Genomic DNA, 21,379 nt, shown 5'->3' on the forward strand with positions numbered 1-21,379 from the left:
CGCTCCCCCGAGCTCTCCCCGTGCCAACGATCAAGGAAGGGTACTCCGCGAGCGGTCGGCGGTGCAGCCGGATGGACAGTGTCGTTTCTCAACTACCGTTTCCGGGCTGACCGTTCTGATCGGCAAGGGCGGCCGGAGTGAGCGGATTCATAGCGGTGACGTCACGCGGGGCGATGGAGAAGCCCTGCCAGTGGACCGGCATCGGCTGCTGGTCCTCGTCGCGCGCGATGTGGTGGAAACCGACGTTCACCCAGACCACAGGGTTGGTGAGGGTCTGTCCGTTGACCCACTTGTCGACGGTCTTGGGGTGACCCGTCGCGCAGCCCGGGTTGTTGCTGGCGAACAGCTCGCACTTGTCGTACTGGGTGAAGTAGACGTCGTGCTTGGTGAAACCGTGACCCGGGTACTTGTTGGTCGCGCCCTGGACGATCTCGTACGAACGGGCGTGCCCGTCCTTGTTCTTGCCGGCGGTGCTGACCACCCGCCACCACCGCATGTTCTTCGAGTCACCGGCGAGTTCCTTGGTGACGTTGGTGCGGGTGGTCTTGTTGGTGGGCGCCTCCTGGCCGTGCGTCGGGGCGCTGACCACCGAGTCGTACTGCTCGATACGGCTCTTGGAGGAGCCGTCGAGGTCGAAGTTCAGCTTCCAGAACACGTTGTGGCTGTGGCTGGTGGCGTAGGCGTGCGCGCCCTTGCCGATCGGCCAGCCGCGGCCGTCGCCGGCGTCGTAGTCGCCCGGCGAGAGGCTGCCGGTGGCACCGACGTTCATGTTGATGGTGCCGTCGTCCTGGAACCGCCACTCGGTCATGTACTCGTACCAGCCGACCTTGTTGACGGTGTAGACCAGCAGGTCCTTGCCCTGCTGCTGGTACACCCGGTTGCCGGTGTCGGCCTGCATCCGGTAGGCGTGGCCGCGCGAACGGGTCGTGGTGCACAGGCCGTCGACGTTGGGGTGGGCCGGGTCCCAGGCGTCGGGGACCTTGACGGTCTTGATGGTGCCGCCGGGACACTCGGCCGAGGCCAGCGGCACCAGGCCCTGGGCGAAGCCGAAGCCGGTCAGGTCGTCGTACTCGACGCTGCCGTCGTCGTAGGGGACGTCGATCTGCGCGAGCCGGGCGCTGGCGAGGACCTTGATGGGGGCGGCCTCGCCCTTGGGCTGGTAGGAGATGTGCTCCAGGACCAGTCCGGCCTTGCTGTCGTAGCGCCAGCACATCCGCCAGGTGGTGCCGGTGGAGAGCTTCTGCTCGATGCGGTAGGCGGCGGAGCAGTCGGCGGCGGCCGCGGCGGCCCGCTTCGGCTGGGCGACGGCGGGCCCAGCCGCGGTGGTCGCGCCGGCCGCCAGCGCGGCCACGGACAGGCCGACGGCGGCCGTCCTGCGGGCACGGCTGATTCTGGGCACACGCGCGTGCGCGCGCTCGTTCACGTGCATGACGAAGTGACTCCTCGTACGGAAAACGCGGTGAAGTGCGATGGGCGGGGTGAACGGCGCGGCTCAGCGGCCGAGCTTCACGACCTTGCGCGCGCTGAGGTCGACGATCAGCGCACGGGCGTCGATCCACGGCCCGTTCTTGACCTTCGGGAAGAGCCGCACGCAGCGGTGTTCGCCGCACTTGTCGAGCGCGGCCGGCTGGGCGCCCGGAGTGGCGCGGTAGACCGCGCTGTTGAGCAGCAGCTGCTGCTCCGGGTCGGTCAGTTCGCTGCCGGTGGCGTCCTTGAAGTCCGCCTTCAGGCCGGCGCCGAGCGGGTCGCCGATCAGCAACTTGAGCGCCTGGACGTTCTCGTCGTGGCTGAGCGGCGGCTGGACGCCCTGCCGGCTCGTGGTCTGTTCGACCTTGCCGGTGTCGAGGTTCACGGTCCGGGTGACGAGGCTGTCGTTCCGGTAGTCGTAGAACGTCACGTCCGCGCGGCGCGGCGCGTTCGAGCTGTCCAGTTCGTTCGCGTCCGGCTCGGCGAGGTCGACGCTGATCCGCTCCGGGCCGCGGGCGCCCTCGACGTTCTCCCCGGCGTTGAACATCTGCTTGGTCAGAGCGAGCTGTTCGACGCGCTTGGTCTCGTCGTCGGTCAGCGGGTCGCTGCCCGTGCCCTTCTTGCCCTCGGCCGGCGCCTGTTCCACCACGCCGCCCTTGACGGCGTCCTGGCCCTGCCCCTGGCCCGCCGACTGCGCGGCGGCCGTGCCGCTTCCGTCGCTCCCTCCCGACTCGTTGGCCCCGGCCGTGCCCGGCAGGGTGATCCCGACCATCACGGCGGTCCCCGCCACCGCCAGTCCCGCACCGGCCACCACTTTGCCCAGATGGCGGTGCACTATCTTGCGCACATCTTCCCCCTACTCCCCCTTGGTCACAGGGAGTACGTGTATGCCCCACTGGTTCGGCACACCTCGCCCCACGGGCCGCTGTGTGCACTGGTCGCCGGGTAAGAGGGGCGTAAGTCACCTGGGGTTCCATTACTTTCGGGCAGACTCATGACCAAGGCGCCCCCGGGCGCGAGACACACCTGGAAGAGTCGACTTCATGCAGGTCTGGCCTGGAGAGGCGTATCCGCTCGGTGCCACGTACGACGGCGCCGGGACCAACTTCGCGGTGTTCACGGAGGCCGCGGACCGAGTGGAGCTGTGTCTGCTGCACGACGACGGCTCCGAGACGGCGGTGGAGCTGCGGGAGAGCGACGCCTTCGTGCGGCACGCGTACCTGCCGGGCGTGATGCCGGGGCAGCGCTACGGCTTCAGGGTGCACGGCCCCTACGACCCCGGGCGCGGGCAGCGCTGCAATTCGGCGAAGCTGCTGCTCGACCCGTACGCGAAGGCGGTCAGCGGGTCGGTGCGCTGGGGCGAGGAGGTGTACGGCTACCACTTCGGCGACCCCGACAAGCGCAACGACCTGGACTCGGCGCCGCACACCATGACCTCGGTGGTGATCAACCCGTACTTCGACTGGGGCGACGACCGCCGGCCGCGCACCGAGTACCACCACACGGTGATCTACGAGGCCCATGTGAAGGGCCTCACCATGCGCCACCCGGGCCTGCCCGAGGAGCTGCGCGGCACCTACGCGGGCCTCGCGCACCCGGCGCTCATCGAGCACCTGGTGGAACTGGGCGTGACCGCCCTCGAACTGATGCCGGTCCACCAGTTCGTGAACGACCACCGGCTGGTCGACATGGACCTGAACAACTACTGGGGCTACAACACCATCGGCTTCTTCGCCCCGCACAACGCGTACGCCTCCTGGGGCGACCGCGGCCAGCAGGTCCTGGAGTTCAAGTCGGCGGTCCGCGCCCTGCACGAGGCCGGGATCGAGGTGATCCTCGACGTGGTCTACAACCACACCGCCGAGGGCAACCACCTGGGCCCCACCCTGTCCTTCCGCGGCCTGGACAACCCGTCCTACTACCGCCTCACGGACGACCCCCGCTACTACATGGACACGACGGGCACCGGCAACTCCCTGCTGATGCGCTCGCCCCACGTCCTCCAGATGATCATGGACTCGCTGCGCTACTGGGTCACCGAGATGCATGTCGACGGCTTCCGCTTCGACCTCGCGGCCACCCTGGCCCGGCAGTTCCACGAGGTGGACCGGCTGTCCTCGTTCTTCGACCTGGTCCAGCAGGACCCGATCGTCTCCCAGGTGAAGCTGATCGCCGAACCCTGGGACGTCGGCGAGGGCGGCTACCAGGTGGGCAACTTCCCGCCGCTGTGGACCGAGTGGAACGGCAAGTACCGCGACACGGTACGCGACCTCTGGCGCGGCGAGCCCCGCGCACTGGCCGAGTTCGCCTCCCGCCTCACCGGCTCCTCCGACCTCTACCAGGACGACGGCCGCCGACCGCTGGCCTCCATCAACTTCGTCACCTGCCACGACGGCTTCACCCTGCACGACCTGGTGTCGTACAACGACAAGCACAACGCGGCCAACGGCGAGGACAACCGGGACGGCGAGAGCCACAACCGCTCCTGGAACTGCGGGGTCGAGGGCCACACCGACGACCCCGCGATCCTCGAACTGCGCGACCGGCAGATGCGCAACTTCGTCGCCACGCTGATGCTGTCCCAGGGCGTGCCGATGATCGGCCACGGCGACGAGTTCGCGCGCACCCAGCACGGCAACAACAACGCGTACTGCCAGGACAACGAGGTCTCCTGGGTGGCCTGGCCGTCCCCCGAGGACGACAACGACCTGCTGTCCTTCACCCGCGCGATGGCCCGGCTGCGCAAGGAGCACCCGGTCTTCCGGCGCCGCCGCTTCTTCCACGGCCGCCCGGTCGAGGGCACCCACGACGACCTCTCCGACATCGCCTGGTTCACCCCCGAGGGCCATGAGATGGCCCAGCAGGACTGGGACTCCGCCCAGGCCTCCGCCCTCACCGTGTTCCTGAACGGCAACGCCATCTCGGAACCGGGCGCACGCGGCGAGCGCATCGCCGACGACTCGTTCCTCCTGATGTTCAACGCCTCACCGGGAGAGCTCGACTTCGTGGTCCCGGTGAACCACGGCCGCCAGTGGGAGGTGGTGGTCGACACGGCCCGGGCCGAGGGCGTACTCCCAGGGCCAAAGGTGGACGGCGGCGCACGCCTGACGTTGACGGGCCGAAGCCTGACTGTTCTAAAGAGGCCCGCCTGAACGCGCCCCTTCAGGGGCGCGGGGCTGTATTCGATATGCGGCTACCGCCGCGGGGCGCGACAAGCCCCCACCGGCCCGCGCTGTGACACAAAAACACCCAGCGCGGGTACAAACATCCGCATGACAGCCGTCCCGACAGCCACCTACCGCCTACAGCTCCAGCCCAGCTTCCCTTTCTCGGCAGCCGCCTCCTCCGTGCCGTACCTCGCCGAACTAGGCATCTCCCACCTCCACCTCTCCCCCGTCCTGGAAGCCGTCCCCGGCTCCACCCACGGCTACGACGTCGTCGACCACGCGCGCGTACGCGAGGAACTAGGCGGCGAGGAGGGCCTCCGCGCACTCGCGCACACCGCGCGGCAGCACGGTCTCGGCCTCGTCGTCGACATCGTGCCGAACCACATGGCGATGTCCCCCCGCCACAACCACGCCCTGTGGGAGGTCCTGCGCGAGGGCCCGAAGTCGCCGTACGCGCGCTGGTTCGACATCGACTGGGCGGCCCAGGGCGGCCGGCTGCTGCTGCCGGTGCTCGGCGGCCCGCTCGGCGACGTGCTCGGGCAGCTCGTGGTCGACGGTGACGTGCTGCGCTACCACGAGCACGCCTTCCCGCTCCGGGCCGGCACCGCGGACCTGCCGCTGCCGGAGCTGCTGGACGCCCAGTGGTACCGCCCGGCGTGGTGGCGGCTGGCCCGTACCGAGCTCAACTACCGGCGGTTCTTCAGCATCTCGGAGCTGATCGGGGTGCGGGTGGAGGACCCCGAGGTGTTCGAGGCGACCCACGGCAAGATCCTCCAGCTGCTGCACGAGGGCGTGGTGGACGGGCTGCGGATCGACCACCCCGACGGGCTCGCGGACCCCGACGGCTATCTCGCGCGGCTGCACGAGGCGACGGGCGGGCGCTGGACGGTGGTCGAGAAGATCCTGGCCGACGGCGAGCGTCTGCCGGCCGGCTGGCCGGTCGCGGGGACCACCGGGTACGACGCGCTGCGGCAGGTGGACGGCCTGTTCACGGATCCCGCGGGCGCCGGTGAACTGCTCGGCCAGTACCGGCGGTTCGCGGCCCCGCAGACGGACCGGGGCGGCGACTGGGCGGCGACGGTGCGGCAGGCGGCGTACAAGGTGCTCACGCACGAGCTGGCGGCCGAGACGGACCGGCTGACACGGGTGGCCACGCGCGTGTGCGCGACGTCGCCGGATCCCGCGCTGCGCGACCGGGCGCCCTGGGCGCTGCGCACCGCCCTGCAGGAGCTGCTGGTGCGGATGCGGGTGTACCGGCCGTACGCCTCCGGTGACGTGGCCGCCGTGGTCACCGAGCGGGCCGCCGAGGAGGCCCGCCTGGCCTTCGTGGTGCCCGAGGAGGGCGGGGCGGTGGACGTGGTGCGCGGGCTGCTGCTGGCCGGGGACGGGCCGGGGGCCGCGGAGTTCCGGACCCGGTTCGCGCAGACGGCCTCGGCGCTGCGCGCCAAGTCGGTGGAGGACACGGCGTTCTACCGCTATGTGCCGCTGCTGTCGGCGACCGAGGTGGGCGGGGACCCCGGCGGTCCGGCGGTGTCCCCCGACGCCTTCCACGCGTACTGCGCGCGCGTGCAGCGCGACTGGCCGCTCACCGGGACGGTGGTGACGACGCACGACACCAAGCGCAGCGCCGATGTGCGGGCGGCGCTGGCCGTGCTCACGGAGTGCCCGGAGCGCTGGGCGGACGTGCTGACCGAGGTGACCCGGGACGGCGAGGGCGGGCCGGACGCGCAGCTGGCCTGGGCGGCCTGGCAGACGGTGTTCGGGCTCGGCCCGGCGGAGCCCGGGCGGGTGGAGGAGGCGCTGCTGAAGCATGTGCGGGAGGCGGGGCTGTACACGAGCTGGACGGAGCAGGAGCCGCCGTACGAGGAGGCGGTGGCCTCGTTCGTCGCGGCCGGGCCGTGCGGGCCGCCGGGTGAGCCGGTGGCGGCCTTCCGGGCCTCCCTGGCGGCGCAGGTCCGGGCGAACGTGCTGGGCACGGCTCTGGTCCATCTGACGATGCCGGGGGTGCCGGACGTCTACCAGGGCACGGAGGGCGAGTACCGGGCGCTGGTGGACCCGGACAACCGGCGGCCGGTGGCGTTCCCGCCCGCGCGTCCGGGCGAGAAGGACGCGGTGACGGCGGCGGCACTGCGGCTGCGGGCGCGGCGCCCCGGTGCCTTCGGCGACACGGCGACGTACGCGCCGCTGCCGGCCGAGGGCCCGGCCGCGGCGCACTGCCTTGCCTTCGCGCGCTCCGGGGAGGTGGTCACGGCGGTGACCCGGCTGTCGCTGCGACTGGCCGCGGCGGGCGGCTGGCGGGACACGGTGCTGCCGCTGCCGCCGGGGCGGTGGGCCGACGTGCTGGCACCGGGGCGGGAGTTCACGGGGCACGCGCGCGTGGCGGAGCTCTTCGAGGCGTCGCCGGTGGCGCTGCTGGAGCGGGTGGGAGCCGGGGACTGAGAGGCACATTCACCCGTACGAGTGAAATGCGCGGCCGGGTGGGGGCCTTGCTGAAACTCACCGGGCGCGGACGGCGTCCGTATGGGCGCGCGGAGCCGTTCCGCGCCCCGGAGTGACTTCGCACCCCCAGCGGCGCCCACCGCCCGGCCGGCCGACGGCTCGTGCCCCTGGGCGCCCCCTGGAGCCTCCCCCGGGAGGTTCTTGACAGTTCACCTATGCCGTGCGGGACTGGGGAATGCGAAGCCGGGCGGACAAGTCGGGGGTGAGTCTCCTGCCGGAGCTGCGTTACCCCAGTGTTCCCGAACTCGTCGCAACCGCCCGGGCATTGGCCGCGCACCGGCCCGGCCTGTGCACCTTGCGGCAGATCGGCCTCTCCCGCGCGGGCAGACCGCTGCACCTGCTGTCCGTCGGGCACGCCCGGCGGGCGGTCCTGGTGGTCGCGGGTGCCCATGCCAACGAGCCGACCGGGGGCGGCACTCTCCAGGTACTGGCCGAGCGGGTGCTGCAGGAGCGGGAGCTGCGGGCGGACACCTCCTGGCACTTCCTGCTCTGCGCGGACCCGGACGGGGCGAGCCTGCACGTCACCCCGGCCCCGCGCAGCCTGTTCGACTACCACCTCGGTTTCTACCGGCCGGCGGGCCCGGAGCAGCCGGAGTGGTCGCCGTCGGTGCTGCCGCCGGACCGGCTGCCGCCCGAGACCGTGGCCCTGCTCGCGGTGATCGACGAGCTGCGCCCCTACCTCCAGGTGACCCTGCACGGCACCGACCTGGGCGGCAGCTGGGTGCAGCTGACGAAGGACGTGCCGGGGCTGGCCGAGCCGTTCGCCAAGTCCGCGGCGGAGTTGCACATCCCGGTGGAGACGGGCGCCTCGGACGCCGCGGGCTGGCCGGCCTCGGGGCCCGGGGTGCGGGTGATGCCCGGTCCGGAGACGGGGGTGGCGTACCCGAGCATGCCGGACGACGCACGCCACAGCACCTGGTACCACGCGCACCGGTACGGCGGTCTGACGGCGGTGATCGAGGTGCCGATGTGGGCCAGCGACCTGGTCGACGACCCGGCGCCGCACCCGGCGCCGGCGGCGGCGATGCGGCGCCTGGCGCGCCGGCTGCTGCGGGACTCGCGGGAGGTGGAGCGGGTGCTGGCCGAGGCGCTGCCCCGGCTGGACGGCCTGGACGGGCCGCTGCTGCGGGCGGCCCGCTGGGCGCTGGGGCTGATCCCGGGGCTCGCCGAGGACTGGATCGCCCGGCAGCCGGTCGACACCACGATGGCGTACGTCGGCAGTGTGGACGCCTTCGGGCGGCGGCTGCCGCTGCGGGCGGCCTCGATGCTGCTGCGGGTGCTGCGGGAGGCGGACGACCGCGCGGCACCGCGGCTGGAGGAGCTGGTGGCGGCCTGGTGCGAGGCCTACGGGGAGCGTTTCCGGGCCCGCTGGGTGCCGTTGGAGCGCCAGGTGGAGCATCAGTCCCGGACGGTGCTGGCGGCCGCGCAGCACGCGCGCGAGGGGGCGGCGTGAGGTCTCGGGGGCCGCACGCCGCCCGCCTGCGGAGTCAGCCGTCGAGGGCGAAGACCGGCCCGGTCCTGGCCGCCATCACGCAGGAGTTGGGGAACGTCTCGCGGTAGTCGATCGGCCGGCCGTTCCACTCCCCGCGTGCCTGGGCGGTCACGGGCGCGTAGAGCATCGGGCACATCGCGTCCTTGGGCGGGGCGATACGCGTGATGTCACCGCCCACCGTGTCCAGTTCGGCACAGGCCTCGGCCGCGTGCGTGTGTCCCTGGGGCGGGTCGCACAGCAGCAGGGCGCCGCGCGTGTCGCTGGAGCGGCTGTCGCCCTTGGTGACGGTCAGGAAGAGGTAGTCGCCGCCGCGCGTGGCGGCGGGCGCGGCCTGGGCCGGGCCGGCGGCGAGGAGGGCGGTGGCCGCCAGCAGGGCGCCGCCGGCCGCTGTCGCTCTGATCAGAGAGGTCATTCCCTGTGCATCGGCACGGCGGCCTCGGCGCCCCAGCCCGGCTCACCCGAACGGGCACCCGCGCGCGCGTGGCGGTGCGCCAGTTCGAAGGCGCTCAGGACGACGCGCGTCTGGTACTCGGCCTGGCGCGCGACCGGGATCCAGCGGGCGCCGAGCGAGTCGTGGTAGTCCGCGCACCAGGTGTCGATCAGCCGGTCCAGGTCGGGCAGCGCGTCGGCCGGGTCGTGCCCGGTGCTGCGCAGCAGCTGGTGCAGCAGCCCGGCGGTGCGCAGGGCCAGCCGGCGTCCGGCGATGCGCAGCGCGGCCAGGTGGGCGCTGCTGAGCGGGGGCAGCGGGCGGGCGCTGCCGGCGTCGGTGTCGGGGTCCCAGGCGTCGGCGAGGCCGGGGCAGACGAGCAGGTAGTCGTCGACCGGCGCGAGCAGCCGGGCCGCGTCCGGGGCCGCGGACAGCTGGGTCCTGACCCGCGCCAGAATGCCGTCCAGGAGGGCCGTGTCCGCCCGCAGGGTCCGGCTGACGGCCCGCAGCGCCGCGTCCCGGTCGGCGGGCGGTGCGCCGTCCTGGACGGCGTTCACGCCCCACATGGGCGCCTCGACGATGGCGGTGACGGTGCCGTGCCGGTAGGGGTGGAACCAGGTGGACTCGACGGCGGCCTCGGTGATGGCGGCGGCCAGGTCGCCCCGGCGGGGCGGCGGCACCCGGTAGACGGCCGGGCCCAAGGTCGGCCAGTACAGGGTGTCGTAGGCGCCGAGTTCCCGGGGGATGCCGAGCCGGCTCGCGGTGTGCGTGAGGCGGCGGTCGAGGCCCGGCAGGTCGCGGGTGAGCTCGACGAAGCCGCCGCCGACGTCGACGCCGTGCAGCGAGCACTGGAGGAAGGGCCGCAGCTCGTCCTGGACGTCGAGCAGCGCCCGGGTCTCGGGCAGCGCGACCGCGTCGGCCCCGTCGGGCAGCCATTCGGGCTGCTCCAGGAAGCCGGGCCGGAAGAAGTTACGGAAGTAGTGGCCGAGGGTGTACGGCCCGGCGAGCCAGCCCTCGTTGCGGCGCGAGCCGTCCGGGTCCAGGCAGAGCAGCAGGTGCCAGGTGACGTCGGCGTCCTCGGTGAGCCGGGGGTCGGCGAGCACCCGGTCGGCGAGGCGCAGCACGGTGGCACCGCCGATGGGTTCGTTGGCGTGCGGGCCGGCGACGACCAGGGCGTGACGACCGCCGTGACCGATGGAAAGCAGCCACATGGGCGTGCCCGCGCGGGAGGTCCCGACCCTGCGCAGCCGGGCGTCCCGGGGTCGGTCGGCGGCCAGCGCGGCCGCCCGGGAGACCAGCTCGTCCACGGTCGGGTAGCGGAGGAGCGGCAGAACACACCTCCACAATGCGGTGCCGTCGGTTCACATGATGTGCATGGCGTCCACACAGTCAGTCACGACTTGGGGGGTACGTCAACACCGCGACGGGCATACGTTTTTCAGCCACTCGGAGACAGCGGCCGGCAAAGGGCGGGCTCAGGAGGCCGCGAGCCGGAAGGACACCCGGCCGAAGCCGATCTGGTCCCCCTCGCGCACGACGGCGGCGCCGGTCACCCGGCGGCCGTTCACGGTCGTGCCGTTGGTGGAGCCGAGGTCCCGGAGGATCCACAGGCCGCCCTGGCGGCGGAGTTCGGCGTGCACCCGGGAGACCGTCTCGTGGTTGAGCCGCAGCCCGTTGGCCGGATCGCGGCCGATGCGCAGCGGATGGCCGCTGCCGGGGTGCGGCAGCAGCAGTTTGGGCAGCCGCTCGGCCTGCCAGGCCCGGCGCAGCCGCACGGTGAACCCGGAGACGGCCTCGACGGTGCCGAAGAGCACGCGCGCGAAGCGGTTCTCCTGGGGCAGGTCCGCGGTGAGCGCCGCGAGTTCGTCCGCGCGGCGGGCGGCGAGCGCCAGCTCCATACGGCGCACGAACGTGTCGTGCGACAGCCGTCCCATGACGACGCCGTCACGCAGCACACTCAGCGCCTTCTCGCGCTCCGCGTCGGACAGCCGCGCGGGGTAGGTGTGGAACTCGAAGGACGACGTCACGCTGCCGATTCTGGGTCAGTGAACCCCGGGTGTCCAGAAAACGGGGAAACGGCCGTCACGCGCGCGTACGGACGGCGACACCCTCCGGGAAAGCCGGGATTCAAAAGCGGTCTGATCGCTTTCCCGGCACGATGGACGGACTACCTCACGATGAGCCAGACGAAGGGGACCGTCCGTGCAGTTCGAGGTGTGGGCACCGCAGGCAGACCGGGTGACGCTCCATTGCGACGGCGTCACGCGCGCGTTGGAGCGCGATCCGAGGCGGCCGGAGTGGTGGACCGGTGCGGCGGACGCCGAGGACGGCACCCGGTACGGGTTCGCCCTGGACGACGGCCCCGTGCTGCCCGACCCCCGCTCGCGCCGCCAGCCGGACGGGCCGGACGGGCTCAGCGCGGTCGTCGACCACGGTCGCCACCCATGGCGGGCCGAGTGGTCCGGCCGGGCCCTGCCGGGCGCCGTGCTCTACGAGCTGCACGTGGGCACGTACACCCCCGAGGGCACCCTGGACGCGGCCGCCGCCCGTCTGGAGCACCTGGTGGAACTGGGCGTCACCCACGTGGAGTTGATGCCGCTGTGCCCCTTCCCCGGCCGGCACGGCTGGGGGTACGAGGGGGTCTCGCTGTGGGCGGTGCACGAGCCCTACGGCGGACCCGAGGCGCTGAAACGGTTCGTCGACCGGGCCCACGAACTCGGGCTCGGTGTCGTCCTGGACGTCGTCCACAACCATCTGGGCCCGTCCGGCAACTACCTGCCCGCCTTCGGTCCGTACTTCACGGAGACCCACCACACGCCCTGGGGCGCCGCGGTCAACCTGGACGCGCCCGGGTCCGACGAGGTGCGCGCGTACCTGGTGGGCAGCGCGCTCGCCTGGCTGCGCGACTACCGGATCGACGGGCTGCGCCTGGACGCGGTGCACGCGTTGTGCGACACGCGCGCGTGCCACTTCCTGGAGGAGCTGTCGGCGGCCGTGGCCGCCCTGGCGGCCGAGTCGGGCCGGCCGCTGTTCCTGGTCGGCGAGTCCGACCTGAACGACCCGCGTCTCATCACCGCGCGCGCGGAGCACGGTCTCGGTCTGGACGCGCAGTGGAACGACGACTTCCACCACGCCCTGCACACCGCGCTGACCGGCGAGTCCCAGGGCTACTACGCCGACTTCGCGCGCGCCCCGTTCGCCGCCCTGGCCAAGACCCTCACCGGCGGCTACTTCCACGACGGCGCGTACTCCGGCTTCCGCGGCCGCCACCACGGCCGCCCGCTGGACCGCGCGCGGGTGGCCGGGCACCGGCTGCTCGGCTACACCCAGACCCACGACCAGGTCGGCAACCGGGCCCAGGGCGACCGGCTCTCGGCCTCCCTCTCCCCCGGTCTGCTGGCCTGCGCGGCCACCCTGACCCTGACCGCGCCCTTCACACCGATGCTGTTCATGGGCGAGGAGTGGGCGGCCGGCACCCCCTGGCAGTTCTTCACCGACCACACGGACCCCGAGCTGGCGGAGGCGGTACGGCGGGGCAGGCGGCGGGAGTTCGCGGCGCACGGGTGGGCCGAGGAGGACGTACCCGATCCGCAGGACCCGGGGACCCGGGACCGGTCCTGCCTGGACTGGTCGGAGCCGGAACGCGAGCCGCACGCGCGCGTGCTGGCCTGGTACCGCCGGCTGACCGCGCTGCGCCGGGAGCAGCCGGACCTCACCGACCCCGACCTCGCCGACACCAAGGTGGCCTACGACGAGGAGGCACGCTGGCTGGCCTTCCGGCGCGGGGACGTACGGGTGGCGGTGAACCTGGGCAAGGAGCCGGCCGCCATCCCGCTCGGCACCGGACGGGCGGAGGTGCTGGCCGCCTGGGACCCCGTGGCAACGCCGGGCGCGGACGGGGTGCTGCGGGTGCCGGGCGAGTCGTGCGTGGTGCTGACCCAGCCCTGAGCGGCCGGCCGCGCTACGACTCCGTGTCGTCCTCGGTGTCCTCGCGCAGCTCCGTCACCCGCTCCAGCAGGATCGCCTCCCAGGCGCGCCGGAGCCGGGTGCGCAGCAGCGGCAGGGGGCTGTCGTCGCGGCCTTCCAGACGGTCGGCGAGGCGGATGACGGTGTCGCAGCGGGCCAGCCACAGGCCGCGCAGGCAGGGCCGGGCGCCGTAGCCGGCGAGCGTGGCCGCGCGGACGGCCGCGCCGGAGCCGACCGCGAGGGCGAGCCCGGCGATGTCCTCGGCGGGGTCGCCCACGGCCGCGTCGGTCCAGTCCAGGACGCCGCGCACCCTGCCGTCCGCGCTGACCACCAGATGCTCGCCCTTGAGGCCGTGGTGGACCAGCACGGCCGTACCGGGCTGCGCGGCGAGCTGGGCGGCGCCCGGCGAGGTGAACTGGAGCAGCGGCGCGGGATCGAACTCGTCGGCGGCGGCGAGGCGTTCGGCGGCGGGTACGGCCATCCGGCGCAGCGCCTCCAGGGAGCGCGGCGGGGTGCGCGGCACGCCGAGCGTCTCCGCCTGCCGCACGGGCACCTCGCGCAGGCCGGTGAGCAGCCCGGCCAGGTCGGCCTCGCCGACCGCGGAGACGTCGTGCTCCTCGGCCGTGCCCCCGGCGATCGCGGTGTCCAGCGTGTAGGTCAGGCCCGGCGCCCACTCGCCGTGCGCGACGCTGGTCGGGACGGCGACCGGCAGGTGCGGGCGGGCCAGGTCGCGCAGCCGCAGTTCGCGGCGCTGCCGGGCGGCGGCCTCCCGGTCGGGCGCCAGCCGCAGCACATGGCGGGTGCCGACCCACCAGGTGGAGTGCTCACCGCCCGCCGCGACGGGCCGGACGTCCGGTCCCGAGGTTCCGGTCGCGCTCTCCTTGAGCAGCGAACGGACCAGTCGGCGGACGGTGTCCGCGGTGGGTGTCGGTGCCTGGGTCATGGATCGCGCCGTTGCCGTTCGGGTGGGGTAGGGGCGAGAAGATACTCCCTGGGCCGGGTCGGTCAGCCCACTACGACCATCTCGCGGGTGGTGTTGTTGAAACGACGTCCGCCCTCCTCGGTCACCGTGACGATGTCCTCGATCCGCACGCCGAAGCGGCCCGGCAGATAGATGCCGGGTTCCACGGAGAAGCACATCCCGGGCACGAGCGGCTGCTCCTCGCCCTCGATCATGTACGGCGGCTCGTGCGTGGTGACGCCGATGCCGTGGCCGGTGCGGTGGATGAAGAACTCGCCGTACCCGGCGTCGGCGATGACCGCGCGGGCGGCCCGGTCCACCTCCTGGCAGGCCGCGCCGGGGCGGACGGCCCGGAACCCGGCCTCCTGGGCGGCGCGCACGAGGTCGTGGACCTCGCGTTCCTCGGCGGTCGGCGGGCCGACGTGCACGGTGCGGGTGGTGTCGGAGCCGTAGCCGTCCTTGAGGCCGCCGAAGTCGAGGACGACCATGTCGCCGTCCTGGATGACCCGGTCGCCGACCTCGTGGTGCGGGTTGGCGCCGTTGGGTCCCGAGCCGACGATGGTGAAGTCGACCTGTTCGTGGCCGAAGCGGCGCAGCAGGTCGGCGAGGTCGTGGCCGACGTCGGACTCGCGGCGGCCGGCGAAGGGAACCTTGCGGATCTCCTCGAACGTTGAATCGGCGGCGGCTCCGGCGGCCGCGAGGAGTTCGAGTTCGGCCGCGTCCTTCACGGCGCGGAGCATGGGCAGCGCGTCGGTGAGGGAGGCGTACGAGGTGTCCGGGAGTGTCCTCTGCAGGCCCAGCAGGTGCATGGCCCAGGCGTTGTCGCTGATACCGAACCGGCCGCCCTTGTCGAGCAGCTCGGCGGTCACGGCGTAGGGGTCCTTGCCGTCGGTCCAGTCCCGCAGGGTCAGCACGTCCGCGCCGGCCGACTTCGCGGCGTCGGGGGCCTCCAGGGTGGGGACGACCAGCACGGGGTCCCTGCCGGGGGCGAGGACGAGGAGGGTGAGCCGTTCGGTGACGGCGGTGGGGGTGTAGCCGCTGAGCCACACCATGTCGGGGCCGGGGGCGATCAGGAGGCCGGCGAGCCCGGCGTCGGCCGCGGTGTGCGCCGCGCGCGTCATGCGGGCCCTGTAGTCGTCGGCGGTGAAGGGCGCGGCGGGTGTCGTGCCGGTCATCCGGGGCCTCCTTGCGCGGGTGAGGGGGCTGTAGGGCCTTCGGTGAGCATCCTGCCGGGTGTTGTGGGGCGGCGCGAGCCGGTTTGCGCGGAAGCGCCGTTGTGTGTCTTGGTTGTGGGGCGAGTGCGGCTGAGTCGTGGCTTGTCGCGCAGTTCCCCGCGCCCCTGTCGGGGCGCGTTCGTGAGGGCGTTGTCAGGTGACGACTCCTGGCACCACTGTCAGCTGCTGGTACCCCCCGCTCTGGTGCCGCACCGTGAGTTTGGCTTCCTTGCCCGGGCGGGCCTCGGTGACGGCTCGTACCAGGTCGGCGGCGTCGTCGATGCGACTGTTGCCGAGTTGGAGGAGTACGTCGCCGCGTACCAGCCCGGCGGTGTAGCCGGGACCGGGTACGTGGACGCCCACCACCACGGCGCCCACCTTGTCGGCGTCGACGGCCTCCACGCCCAGGGTCGCGGTGGGCGGGTGCGAGGGGGTCGGGGCGGTGGACGGAGTGGGCGTGGGGGTCGTCGACGGGGTGCGGTGCTGGAGTTCGGCGAGTCTGGAGAGGCCGATGACGGTGGCGCCGACCGTGCCGATGCCGACCCCGGTGAGCACCAGGACCGTGCCGGCGAAGAGGCCGAAGAGCAGGGTCCTGATCCGGCGGCCGCGGCGGCGCGCGGCGTGCGGGCGGTGGGCCGGGTCGGGCGGGGGGTCCTCCCCGCGTTCCTGACCCGGGATCGGTTTGGGACGCAAAGCGGTCTGTTCCATGGTTCGCCTCCGGCCCGAGCCCTACCCGGCGCACGCGGGCGCGACGAGTCACGAACGAGTGAGACTGACCCCGGGTCAGGAGCGGGAAGCCTTAGGCCTCACCTGCGTCCCGGGCACCCTCGACCAGGCTCGCCACCAGGTCCGCGGCCGCCCCTGCGGGGGTCCCGGCGTACACCAGTTCCACCCGGTGGATGACCCGGGGCGCGGTGACCGGGACGGCGACCGTGCCCGGGATGCCGGTGGCCGTCCGGCGGGGCAGCAGGGTGAGGCCGTGGCCGGTGGCGGTGAGGGTGGTGAGGGTGCGGAGGTCGGAGCCGTCGTAGCGCAGGGCCGGGCGGAAGGCGCCGCCGCCGGTCGCGGTGCGCAGTTGGGCGAGGGGCAGGGCCGCGCCGGGTGCGTCCAGCCAGCGGGCGTCGGCGAGGTCGGTGAGGCGCAGGCCCGGGCGGCCGGCGAGGGGATGGCCGGCGGGGAGCAGGACGGCGACGGGTTCCTCGCCGACGCGGTGCGTGGTCAGCGGTGCCACGTCGGGCAGGCGCAGGGGGTCGCTGGGGGCGGCGAGGCCGTCGAGCAGACCGAGGTCGGCGGTGCCGGTGGCGACGGCGGCCGGGATCTCCTCGCGAGGCAGGACGCGCAGGGTGACGCCGTCGGCGGGGAGCGCGGCGAGGACGCCGGGGCCGAGCGCGGTCGGGGTCGCGGCGAGGGTCAGGCCTGACACGGGCGCGGCGGCCATCCGTACGACGTCCGCGCGGGCCGCCTCCAGCCGCAGCAGCAGCGGGCCGGCGTGCTCCAGGAGCCGTTCGCCGGCCGCCGTGGGCGTCACCGGGCGCCGGGTGAGCAGGGGCGCGCCGAGGTCCTGTTCGAGGGCGGCGATGTGCTGGGAGACCGCGGACTGGGTGTAGCCCAGGGTGCGGGCGGCCTCCGAGAAGGAGGCGAGGCGGGCGACGGTGACGTAGGTGCGCAGCAGGTGCGGGTCCATGCCGTACAGGGTCGCATCAGAATTGCTTATCGAGAGTGCACCGATCATCGTTGGACGTGAACCGGAACCGGCGCCCAGGATGAGGGCATGACGAACTCCGCAGCTCGGACCGCCACGATCGCCCTGGTCGGGGACCGCTCCCCCAACGTCGTCTCGCACACCCGGATCCCGCTCCTCCTGGACGCCCTCGCCGAGCGCGACCGGCTGGTCCTGGACGCCTACTGGGTTCCCTCCGAGGACGCCGAGGACGTGGCCGCGGTGCGCGGCTTCGACGCCGTGTGGGTGCTGCCCGGCAGCCCGTACCGCAGCGAGGCGGGCGTCCTGCGGGCCATCCGCACCGCACGCGAGGAGGGCATCCCCTTCCTCGGCACCTGTGCGGGATTCCAGCACGCGCTCCTGGAGTACGCCCGGAACGTCTGCGGGCTGACCCGGGTCGCGCACGCCGAGACCGACCCCGGCGCCGAGGACCCGCTCATCGAACCGCTGGCCTGCTCGCTGGTGGGTCACGAGGCCGTCGTGACCGTCGAGCCGGGCTCGCTCGCCGAGGCGGCGATCGGCTCGGGGCGCACGGTCGAGCGGTACTTCTGCGCGTACGGCCCCTCCCGCCACCTCGACACCCTGCGCGCGCACGGAATGCGGCTGTCCGGCCACGACGAGGACGGCCATGTCCGGGTCGCCGAACTGCCCGGCCACCCCTTCTTCCTGGCCACCCTCTTCCAGCCGGAGCTGGCCGGTGACGGCTCGCGTCCGCATTCGGTGGTCCGGGCACTGGCGCGGGCGGCGGTCGCGCACGCCGACGAGCGGGTACGCGCGTCGGCGTGAGGCCGGGGCCCCGCCGTCCGGATCCCGGCCGCCGTGTTGTTCAGCGGCCGAGGCGTGCCCGCACCATGTGCACCATGGCGTTGACTTCTTCGATGCGCATCATGCGCGCGAGAAGGACGAACAGAGCGATCAGAACGGTCGCTCCCGCGGCGAGTGCCGTGAGCGCGGCAACGGCCGGGGGGTGCATCGCTGTCATCAGACGCGCAGCGACCAGTCCGGCCGCCAGGGACGCGGGAAGGGCGGCCCCGATGAGACGGGCGTAGGTTCGGACGACTCGCGTGCCGTCGAGGTCGCCGCCGAGCCGGCTGCGGAGCCGTTTCCAGGCGATGCCGACGCCGATGACGTAGGCCAGGCCGTAGGAGAGGGCCATGCCGGTCACGGCCCACCGCGCGGGGAGCAGGAGATAGGCGGCGAGGGATCCGGCGGCGTTCACGAGCGCGACGACGAGGGTGTTGAAGAAGGGCGTCCGGGTGTCTTCGTAGGCGTAGAACCCGCGCAGTACCACGTACTGCACCGAGTACGGGATCAGCCCCAGGGCGAAGGCCATCAGCACGAAGCCGATGTTGCGGGCGCCTTCCTCGCCGGCTCCGGCGTAGAGCAGTTGGATCAGAGGCACTCCGAGAGCGAGAAAGGCGAAAGCACAGGGAACGATGGCGACCGCTGAAGTACGCAGTCCCTGTGAGATGTCGTCCCGGACTGCCGTGTGGTCGCCGTCGGCGGCCGCGCGGGCGATGCGCGGAAGAATGGCTGTCATCACGGAGACGGTGATGATGGCCTGCGGCATCTGCCAGAGGAGGAGCGCGTAGTTGTACGCGGTGATGCCGGTGCCGGGGTGTCCGGTCTTCTCCGCGGTCGCACCGGCGGCGGTGGCAAGACGCGTCACGACGACCATGCCGGCCTGGTTGACGAGCACGAACAGGAAAGTCCATTTCGCCAGGCCGAGAGCCTTCCCGAGGCCATGGCCACGCCAGTCGAAGCGGAGGCGGATCCGGAATCCCGAGTCGCGCAGGTAGGGGACCATGGCCAGTGCCTGAACCGCCAGCCCCAGAAGGGTGCCGACACCGAGCAGTCGTATTCCCTGCGGCGTGATCGTCGATGCCGAGATTCCCGAGCGGGATGCCGTACCGAAGACCCAGGTGAACGACCCGAATGCGGCGATGATCAGGATGTTGTTCAGGACGGGCGTCCACATCATGGCGCCGAACCGCCCCCGCGCATTCAGGATCTGACCCATCACCACGTGGATCCCCATGAAGAACATCGTGGGCAGGCAGTAGCGGGCGAAGGCAACCGCGACCCGCATCTGGTCGGGGTGAGCGGCCATCGAGGGCGACATGATGCGAATGAATTCCGGCGCCGCGACGACACATACCAGGGTCACCGAGCCGAGGAATGTGACGACCAGGGTGATGAGACGGTTGGCGTATGCGGCACCTCCGTCGGAGTCCTCCTTCATCGACCGCACCAACTGCGGAATGAAGACCGCATTGAGGGCTCCTCCGCCGACCAGCACATAAATCATGGTGGGGAGCGTGTTGGCCACCTGGTAGGTGTCGTTGAGCGTTCCCACCCCCAGCGCGGCCCCCATCACCAGAGTGCGCAGAAAACCGGTCAGGCGTGAAACCAGGGTTCCGGCCGCCATCAGAGCGCTGGACTTCATGAGACCGGAAGACTGCTCGGCGCCGGATCTTTCGCCCGGAACCGGCATCGTTGCGGTCACCGATGAATTCACGCCCGCGGCGGAACCGGACACTCGGCGAATCCGGAGCGTCTCGAAGTCGCGGGCGCTCCCATCCGGCGCGGCATGCCGGGCACGACCCCGCGACCCGGGCTCCGAAGCGGCCGGGCGGCTGCCGTCACCGTCAACATTCATGCGTGATCCATCGCTCCGTATCCCCGCCGTCCAGGACTGACACGCCACCATACCGGCGCGCCAACCCCCTTCCGCCCGCCGGATGTTGCGACCGGCATGCCGCGACTCCGTGACGCCTCGCCCGTCAACCGGAAGGGCGACCGGCAACCAGGCCCCGATCGGGGTACGCGCCGCGTGTGCGACCCGAACCACATGCTTGACGCGGGCCACCGCCGATGTGACATGGATCATTCAATTCTTGCACTGCTCTTACCTTTTGCCATCAACACCCACTTCTACTGCGACAACTTCGGACGAAACGTGAATCGATGAAGATCGATTCTCGCCAATTCCCATCGGTCCTGGCCGAAAATAATCTCTGGCAACCTTTGAGGACGCCATGGATAGTTGGCGACCGCACGTGAAATTGAGCAAAGCAAGCCACTTCTCCACGAGAGGACTGCAAATGCGTCGAATAGTGGCGACAGTCGCTATGACGGGTTTCCTGCTCGCGCTCGGAACGGGTGTCAGCGGGGCGGCAACACCGACCGACTCCGCCATTCAGGAGAAAGTCGTGAGCCCCAAGGCGAGCTATAGCTTCGCCTGCACGCTGCCGCAGGGTTCGTACGCCAATTACTCGTTCAGCGACGGCCTCACGTCCACCAGGATCTACTACAACAACCACTGTTCCAGTGGGATCTACGTCAGGGTGCACGTCGCCTCCGGCAGCTCCTGCTGGCTCACCCCGACCGGCAAGTCCAGCGCGGTCTTCGACGCCGGGGTCACAAGCATCACCGAAGGATGCTGAGAGCCCGTTCTCCGAGGTTGTGAGTTCCCGAGTGCGCGGGTGCGGGACGGTGTCGCCGAGGCCGTCCCGCACCCGCGTGCCCGCGCCACATCCGGCTGGGAGAAACCGGTCGACCCGTTCCCCGTCGTCGTCGGAGGCCGTTGTCAGTGGCGGCTGTTACGTTCTGTGACATGACCGATCACTGCCTGCGGCTGCTCCGGCAGCACCGCCGCCTGGCCGAACTGGCGGCGTTCCCCTTCAACTTCGACCTGGACCGGGCCGCCCACGGCCACCTCGAACCGGTCCGCCTCGCCTCCGGCGGCCCGCTTGAGGTCGTGGCGGGCTGCGACACCGGCGGCACGTATTTCGTGTGCGCGGACGGCTCGTTGCTGTACGCGAGCTCCGAGGGCTCGGCCGGGATCATAGGGTCGTCCGTCGACGAGGCGCTGGAGATCGTGATCGGCCTGCCGGGCTGGCGCGACTGCCTGGGCCTGGCTCCGGCGGACGGCGAGGAGGCGATCCTCGCGCGCGTGGCCGAGATCGAGGACGAGATCCGGGAGTACCACGGCATCGACGCCGAGCGCGCCGAACTCCGCGCCGCCCTCGGCCTGCCCGACCGCTCCCCCGTCGACCTGCTCGGCAGACTGCACACGGCCCTGCTGCGCACCGAGCCCGACTTCCTCCTCCTCAACGCGGACGAGGACTGCGCCTACGACCTGCTCGACCCGCACCCCCGGCCGCCGCTCCGGGAGTCGGTACGGCACGAGGTGCCCGGCGACCCGGCCGGCCGGCCGCTGACGACCTGGGCCCGGCTGGCCGCCGACCAGGGGCTGACCGAACTCGCCAGAGTGGCGTTGATCCGCCGGCTGGACGAGATATCCATGGACCAGAGCCAGTTGCTCCGGCCCGGCAGCAGGAAGGAACTCGACCTGTCGCCCCTGCGCCTGCTGGCCGAGGAGTTCGACCGGCTGGGCGACCCGCGGCAGGCCGAGCGCGCCCGGCGCCTGCACACCGCCCTCCAGTAGAAAGTGCCGGGTCCGT

General features: G+C 72.2%; 17 protein-coding genes. 7 read left to right on the plus strand and 10 right to left on the minus strand.

Annotated features, from left to right (window positions below):
* Positions 1–88: 88 nt before the first annotated feature.
* A complete protein-coding gene (locus ACIPSJ_RS34630) occupies positions 89–1,429 on the minus strand; it encodes a copper amine oxidase (protein ID WP_359224563.1) in 1,341 nt (446 codons plus the stop codon).
* A 63-nt stretch (positions 1,430–1,492) separates the two neighbouring features.
* Positions 1,493–2,314 carry a Tat pathway signal sequence domain protein gene (locus ACIPSJ_RS34635; protein WP_359224566.1) on the minus strand — a complete coding sequence of 274 codons (822 nt, stop codon included), beginning with the start codon at positions 2,312–2,314 and terminating at the stop codon, positions 1,493–1,495.
* A gap of 196 nt (positions 2,315–2,510) precedes the next feature.
* Between ACIPSJ_RS34635 and glgX the strand changes: the two genes are divergently transcribed.
* The 3 genes from glgX to ACIPSJ_RS34650 all read left to right on the plus strand — a co-directional run bounded on the left by glgX (position 2,511) and on the right by ACIPSJ_RS34650 (position 8,586).
* Positions 2,511–4,619, plus strand: coding sequence for a glycogen debranching protein GlgX (gene glgX, locus ACIPSJ_RS34640; protein WP_401351700.1), 2,109 nt, complete (start codon positions 2,511–2,513; stop codon positions 4,617–4,619).
* A 120-nt stretch (positions 4,620–4,739) separates the two neighbouring features.
* Entirely contained in the window at positions 4,740–7,073 is a 2,334-nt protein-coding gene (gene treY / locus ACIPSJ_RS34645; RefSeq protein WP_401351703.1) for a malto-oligosyltrehalose synthase, read from the plus strand.
* 262 nt (positions 7,074–7,335) lie between these two features.
* A complete protein-coding gene (locus ACIPSJ_RS34650; protein ID WP_401351706.1) occupies positions 7,336–8,586 on the plus strand; it encodes a M14 family zinc carboxypeptidase in 1,251 nt (416 codons plus the stop codon).
* Between the two features lie 34 nt (positions 8,587–8,620).
* Here ACIPSJ_RS34650 and ACIPSJ_RS34655 read toward each other — a convergent pair whose 3' ends face one another.
* From ACIPSJ_RS34655 to ACIPSJ_RS34665, 3 genes are all read right to left on the minus strand, one after another.
* Positions 8,621–9,037 (minus strand): SSI family serine proteinase inhibitor, encoded by a 417-nt coding sequence (locus ACIPSJ_RS34655; protein WP_355707708.1) that lies wholly within the window; start codon positions 9,035–9,037, stop codon positions 8,621–8,623.
* The gene (locus ACIPSJ_RS34660; RefSeq protein ID WP_401351710.1) at positions 9,034–10,359 is read right to left on the minus strand and encodes a M14 family zinc carboxypeptidase; all 1,326 of its coding nucleotides are present in this window, start codon (positions 10,357–10,359) and stop codon (positions 9,034–9,036) included. Before ACIPSJ_RS34660 ends, ACIPSJ_RS34655 begins: the two co-directional genes overlap by 4 nt.
* Before the next feature lie 168 nt (positions 10,360–10,527).
* Positions 10,528–11,079, minus strand: coding sequence for an FHA domain-containing protein (locus ACIPSJ_RS34665; protein ID WP_401351712.1), 552 nt, complete (start codon positions 11,077–11,079; stop codon positions 10,528–10,530).
* Between the two features lie 175 nt (positions 11,080–11,254).
* On the opposite strand from ACIPSJ_RS34665, the gene treZ reads away from it, so the two are divergent.
* Positions 11,255–13,000, plus strand: coding sequence for a malto-oligosyltrehalose trehalohydrolase (treZ, locus tag ACIPSJ_RS34670; RefSeq protein ID WP_401351714.1), 1,746 nt, complete (start codon positions 11,255–11,257; stop codon positions 12,998–13,000).
* Between the two features lie 13 nt (positions 13,001–13,013).
* Here treZ and ACIPSJ_RS34675 read toward each other — a convergent pair whose 3' ends face one another.
* From ACIPSJ_RS34675 to ACIPSJ_RS34690, 4 genes are all read right to left on the minus strand, one after another.
* Positions 13,014–13,961, minus strand: coding sequence for an aminoglycoside phosphotransferase family protein (locus tag ACIPSJ_RS34675; RefSeq protein WP_401351716.1), 948 nt, complete (start codon positions 13,959–13,961; stop codon positions 13,014–13,016).
* Positions 13,962–14,023: 62 nt separating this feature from the next.
* Positions 14,024–15,154: an aminopeptidase P family protein gene (locus ACIPSJ_RS34680; RefSeq protein WP_401351718.1), complete on the minus strand. Its 1,131-nt coding sequence runs from the start codon at positions 15,152–15,154 to the stop codon at positions 14,024–14,026.
* A gap of 192 nt (positions 15,155–15,346) precedes the next feature.
* The gene (locus tag ACIPSJ_RS34685) at positions 15,347–15,901 is read right to left on the minus strand and encodes a PDZ domain-containing protein (RefSeq protein ID WP_359224585.1); all 555 of its coding nucleotides are present in this window, start codon (positions 15,899–15,901) and stop codon (positions 15,347–15,349) included.
* 91 nt (positions 15,902–15,992) lie between these two features.
* Complete coding sequence (locus ACIPSJ_RS34690; RefSeq protein ID WP_401351720.1) at positions 15,993–16,877, minus strand: LysR family transcriptional regulator; 885 nt, start codon at positions 16,875–16,877, stop codon at positions 15,993–15,995.
* Positions 16,878–16,964: 87 nt separating this feature from the next.
* Here ACIPSJ_RS34690 and ACIPSJ_RS34695 point away from each other — a divergent pair, with 87 nt between their 5' ends.
* A complete protein-coding gene (locus tag ACIPSJ_RS34695) occupies positions 16,965–17,699 on the plus strand; it encodes a glutamine amidotransferase-related protein (protein WP_359224590.1) in 735 nt (244 codons plus the stop codon).
* A gap of 40 nt (positions 17,700–17,739) precedes the next feature.
* On the opposite strand, the gene murJ is transcribed toward ACIPSJ_RS34695, so the two are convergent.
* The gene (gene murJ, locus ACIPSJ_RS34700; RefSeq protein WP_401351722.1) at positions 17,740–19,572 is read right to left on the minus strand and encodes a murein biosynthesis integral membrane protein MurJ; all 1,833 of its coding nucleotides are present in this window, start codon (positions 19,570–19,572) and stop codon (positions 17,740–17,742) included.
* 553 nt (positions 19,573–20,125) lie between these two features.
* Here murJ and ACIPSJ_RS34705 point away from each other — a divergent pair.
* Both ACIPSJ_RS34705 and ACIPSJ_RS34710 read left to right on the plus strand, forming a co-directional pair.
* On the plus strand, positions 20,126–20,359 hold the full coding sequence (locus tag ACIPSJ_RS34705) for a hypothetical protein (RefSeq protein WP_359224594.1): 234 nt from the start codon (positions 20,126–20,128) through the stop codon (positions 20,357–20,359).
* A 170-nt stretch (positions 20,360–20,529) separates the two neighbouring features.
* Entirely contained in the window at positions 20,530–21,363 is an 834-nt protein-coding gene (locus ACIPSJ_RS34710) for a hypothetical protein (protein ID WP_359224596.1), read from the plus strand.
* Positions 21,364–21,379: the final 16 nt, after the last annotated feature.

Origin of the sequence: Streptomyces sp. NPDC090088 (genome assembly GCF_044747345.1) — a bacterium.
Taxonomy (GTDB): Bacteria; Actinomycetota; Actinomycetes; order Streptomycetales; family Streptomycetaceae; genus Streptomyces.